This window comes from Streptococcus infantis, from assembly GCF_001579645.1.
Taxonomy (GTDB): domain Bacteria; phylum Bacillota; class Bacilli; order Lactobacillales; family Streptococcaceae; genus Streptococcus; species Streptococcus infantis_E.
This window is the reverse complement of sequence record NZ_KQ970818.1, coordinates 547,663-551,894: the sequence shown is the minus strand read 5'-3', so window position 1 is coordinate 551,894 and position 4,232 is coordinate 547,663. Positions and strand designations below refer to the sequence as shown.

Genomic DNA, 4,232 nt, shown 5'->3' with positions numbered 1-4,232 from the left:
GATTTAAATGTCATAATTTCCTCTTACTGTTTAAAATAATAAATCCCAAATCCGTGGGAGAAAGATAAGTGCACCTGTCAAAGCGGCAAAAAGAGAGACCACAAGCACGGCACCAGCTGCCATGTCTTTAGCTTTTTTTGCCAACATAGAAAAGTGATAGTGACTAGCCAAATCTACTACATTTTCAATAGCTGAATTAATAATCTCAAAAGCTACTACCATGAAAATGCTTAAAAGTAGAAATAACCATTCGATTCGTGACACCTGAAAAACAAAACCTGCAAGGACAACTATTAGAGCCGTCACTGCATGCTTTCTCATGTTCCGTTCTTCCTTAATCGCAGTAAAAATCCCTGTAATGGCAAATTCTAAACTGGAGCTTAGGTCACGATTTTTCCATTTTCGTTTATTGTCTTGTGAGTCCATAGGCTGTCAAAATTTCTTCTTGTAAACCGAACATCTCCGCTTCTTCCTCGGGAGTGTAATGATCATAGCCGTTAATGTGTAAAAAGCCGTGCACTGCCAAGAAGCCCATTTCACGCTCAAAACTATGACCGTACTCCTCAGCTTGCTCATGTGCCTTATCAATGGAAATGAAAAGCTCACCGATATAGGCATCAAACTCAGACATCATCTCTGCTAATTCTGGATTTTCAAGCAAATCTTCTTCGTCAAAGGCAATTTCCAACTCTGGCTTATACTCAAGGCTAATGACATCTGTCGGACGATCGGTATCACGAAACTCTAGATTGAGTTCATGGCTTCGTTCGTTGGTCACAAATGTGACCGCCATTTCCTTGTCTTCTTTTCCAATTTTTTTTGCAGCAAATTCTAAAATTTCCTGTGTTTGTTCTAAAATTTCTTTTGAAACTTGTCCAGTTTCATCTACCATTTCAATATACATGTGCTTCTCGATTCTCTTTACTTGGCTTTATTATATCACATTTCTATGATTTTATTCTACCTTTTTGATATAATACTATGGAATACATTCACGAGGAGAGAACCATGTCATTTGATGGATTTTTTTTACACCACATGGTTGAGGAATTGCGAACTGAACTACTAAATGGTCGCATCCAAAAGATAAATCAACCCTTTGACCAAGAATTGGTCCTGCAAATCCGTAGCAATCGTAAAAGTCATCGTTTGCTCCTGTCTGCCCATCCAGTTTTTGGACGCATACAGTTAACAGAATCCACCTTTGAAAACCCTGCTCAGCCATCTACTTTTATTATGGTATTGAGAAAGTATCTTCAAGGAGCAGTTATTGAGTCAATCGAGCAAATTGAAAACGATCGTATCGTGGAAATCACGGTTTCCAATAAAAACGAGATTGGGGACCATATCCAGGCCACACTCATCATCGAAATTATGGGGAAACATAGCAATATTCTCCTTGTAGATAAGTCTAGTCACAAAATTCTTGAAGTTATCAAGCATATCGGTTTCTCTCAAAATAGTTACCGTACCTTATTACCAGGTGCTACTTATATCGCTCCTCCAAGTACAGAAGCTCTCAATCCTTTTATGGTCAAGGACGAAAAACTCTTTGAGATTCTACAAACCCAAGAGTTAACTGCTAAAAATCTTCAAAACCTCTTTCAAGGTTTGGGAAGAGATACAGCAACCGAGTTAGAAAGACAACTGCTTAATGATAAACTAGCCACTTTCCGGAACTTCTTTGGACAAGAAAGCAACCCTTGCCTAACAGATAAATCCTTTTCTTGTGTGACTTTTTCTAGTAAAACAGCAGAGAATTTTGACAGTCTTTCACAATTACTTGATATCTATTATAAGGATAAAGCCGAACGTGACCGTGTGAAACAACAGGCTAGCGAACTCATACGTCGCGTCGAAAACGAACTACAAAAGAATCGTCAAAAACTAAAGAAACAGGAAAAAGAACTTCTGGCTACCGAAAATGCAGAAGAATTTCGTCAAAAAGGTGAGTTACTAACCACTTTCCTTCATCAAGTTCCCAATGACCAAGATCAGGTCATTTTGAAAAACTACTACACCAACCAGCCTATCACGATTGCACTTGATAAGGCATTAACGCCAAACCAAAATGCTCAACGCTACTTCAAACGCTATCAGAAATTAAAAGAAGCTGTCAAATACTTGACTGACCTGATTGAAGAAACCAAGGCAACCATTCTCTATCTAGAAAGTGTCGAAACGGTACTCAATCAAGCCGGACTCAATGAAATTGCTGAAATTAGAGAAGAATTGATCCAAACAGGATTTATCCGTCGAAGACAAAGGGAAAAAATCCAGAAACGACAGAAACCAGAACAATATCTAGCTAGTGATGGAAAAACGATCATCTACGTGGGGCGCAATAACCTACAAAACGAGGAATTGACCTTTAAAATGGCCCGTAAAGAAGAACTCTGGTTCCACGCTAAGGATATCCCTGGAAGTCATGTTGTTATCTCAGGCAATCTCAATCCGACTGATGAGGTTAAAACAGACGCTGCAGAACTTGCAGCCTACTTCTCTAAGGGGCGTCTCTCAAATCTCGTTCAAGTAGATATGATTGAGGTCAAAAAACTCAACAAACCAACTGGTGGAAAACCTGGTTTTGTCACCTATACTGGGCAAAAGACCCTCCGTGTCACACCAGACCCTGAAAAGATTCAGTCCATGAAAATCAAATAAAGTCTTGTAAACTAGTGGGCTGTTACTGCTAAAGACTCAAATAAAAATGGGAGGTGCGTTCAATGCTACGGCATATCAAATCTATTTTAACTATTATATTCGGAGCTGCCATTTATGCCTTCGGACTCACGTATTTTGTTGTTCCCCACCACTTATTCGAAGGTGGAGCAACGGGAATCACCTTGATTACCTATTATCTCTTTAACATCCCTATCTCCGTGATGAACCTCATCATCAATATCCCATTATTCATTCTAGCCTGGAAAATATTTGGTGCGAAGACCCTGTACAGCAGCCTGCTTGGTACTATTTCCTTATCTATTTGGCTGGCAATCTTTGAGAAGATTCCTCTCAGCTTTAATCTTGAGGGAGATCTAGTCATCGTTGCTTTAGTTGCGGGTGTTCTTTTGGGACTTGGTCTAGGTATTATCTTCAATGCTGGTGGTACCACTGGAGGAACAGATATCGTCGCTCGAATCCTGAACAAGTACACCAATATCTCCGTGGGGAAATTACTCTTTGCACTAGACTTCCTCATCTTAATGCTCATTTTAATAATCTTCCAAGACCTTCGTCTCGTTACTTATACACTTCTATTTGACTTCATCGTCTCAAGAGTTATTGACTTGATTGGTGAAGGCGGATATGCTGGAAAAGGTTTTATGATTATCACTCAAAAGCCTATGGAAGTGGCAGATAAAATCAATGAAGATTTAGGTCGTGGTGTCACCTTCATATCAGGGCAAGGTTACTACAGTCAAAAAGATTTAAAAATTATCTACTGTATCGTAGCAAGAAATGAAATGATTAAGATGAAAGAATTGATTCATACGATTGATCCTAAAGCCTTTATCACCATCACTGAAGCTCACGAAATTCTTGGGGAAGGCTTCACATTTGTGAATGAAGAAACTTCCTAATACATAGACAACAAAAATAGTAACTTCAAATTTGAAGTTACTATTCTTTTGATGATAAAAACGGAAGAAGCAAATCTTCCGTTTTACAAGTCATTATTTTTCAGCTGTAAGTGCAGCCATTGTGATGTAGTTGTATGGTTTGTTGAAGTGTGGCAAGAAGAATAGGTCTGTCAATGCCAATTTTTCAATTGTAACATGTTCTTGGATAGCCAATGAGAACATGTGAATTCCCATGCTGATTGCTGAATCACGAGATACCATTTGAGCACCAAGGATTTCACGGCTGTCTTTATCAAAGACAATCTTGATTGCTACTTCATAGTTGTCATGTTTCATAAATTCTGGTTTTTGAAGATCGTTGAAGCCTGTTTCAACAGCATTGTAGCCTGCAGCTTTAGCTTTTTCAAGAGTCAAACCAGTTGAAACCATGTGAAGACCGTAGATTGAGATACCATTTGATCCTTGAACACCGATTCCTTCAAGTTCATGTCCACAAGCATTGTAAGCACCTACGATACCAGTACGTACAGCATTTGATGCAAGAGCGATGTAGCTAGTGTCTTTACGAGCGTTGTCATAAACAGTCGCACAGTCACCCACAGCGAATACTCCTGGAAGTGATGTTTCTTGTTTCTTGTCTACAAGGAA

The 4,232-nt window shown here is 39.1% G+C and carries 4 protein-coding genes and 1 pseudogene; 2 read left to right on the top strand and 3 right to left on the bottom strand.

What is annotated here, in order from left to right; all coding sequences use genetic code 11:
* Window positions 1-30: 30 nt before the first annotated feature.
* Entirely contained in the window at window positions 31-426 is a 396-nt protein-coding gene (locus tag SINDD18_RS02625; protein ID WP_061862978.1) for a diacylglycerol kinase family protein, read from the bottom strand.
* Window positions 407-904 carry an rRNA maturation RNase YbeY gene (gene ybeY, locus SINDD18_RS02620; RefSeq protein ID WP_049503552.1) on the bottom strand — a complete coding sequence of 166 codons (498 nt, stop codon included), beginning with the start codon at window positions 902-904 and terminating at the stop codon, window positions 407-409. The genes SINDD18_RS02625 and ybeY overlap by 20 nt, the downstream gene beginning before the upstream one ends.
* Window positions 905-1,008: 104 nt before the next feature.
* On the opposite strand from ybeY, the gene SINDD18_RS02615 reads away from it, so the two are divergent.
* Together SINDD18_RS02615 and SINDD18_RS02610 are read left to right on the top strand one after the other, a co-directional pair.
* Window positions 1,009-2,664, top strand: a complete 1,656-nt coding sequence (locus SINDD18_RS02615) for an Rqc2 family fibronectin-binding protein (RefSeq protein ID WP_061862977.1) — start codon at window positions 1,009-1,011, stop codon at window positions 2,662-2,664.
* A gap of 62 nt (window positions 2,665-2,726) precedes the next feature.
* Window positions 2,727-3,584 (top strand): YitT family protein, encoded by an 858-nt coding sequence (locus tag SINDD18_RS02610; RefSeq protein WP_061862976.1) that lies wholly within the window; start codon window positions 2,727-2,729, stop codon window positions 3,582-3,584.
* A gap of 93 nt (window positions 3,585-3,677) precedes the next feature.
* Here SINDD18_RS02610 and SINDD18_RS11195 read toward each other — a convergent pair.
* Window positions 3,678-4,232 (bottom strand): annotated as a pseudogene (locus tag SINDD18_RS11195) (H2O-forming NADH oxidase); the annotation flags it as partial.

Coding starts and splice junctions, on each gene's coding strand:
- SINDD18_RS02615 (WP_061862977.1), top strand. CDS start 1,009: ATGTCATTTGATGGATTTTTTTTACACCACATGGTTGAGGAATTGCGA.
- ybeY (WP_049503552.1), bottom strand. CDS start 904: ATGTATATTGAAATGGTAGATGAAACTGGACAAGTTTCAAAAGAAATT.
- SINDD18_RS02610 (WP_061862976.1), top strand. CDS start 2,727: ATGCTACGGCATATCAAATCTATTTTAACTATTATATTCGGAGCTGCC.
- SINDD18_RS02625 (WP_061862978.1), bottom strand. CDS start 426: ATGGACTCACAAGACAATAAACGAAAATGGAAAAATCGTGACCTAAGC.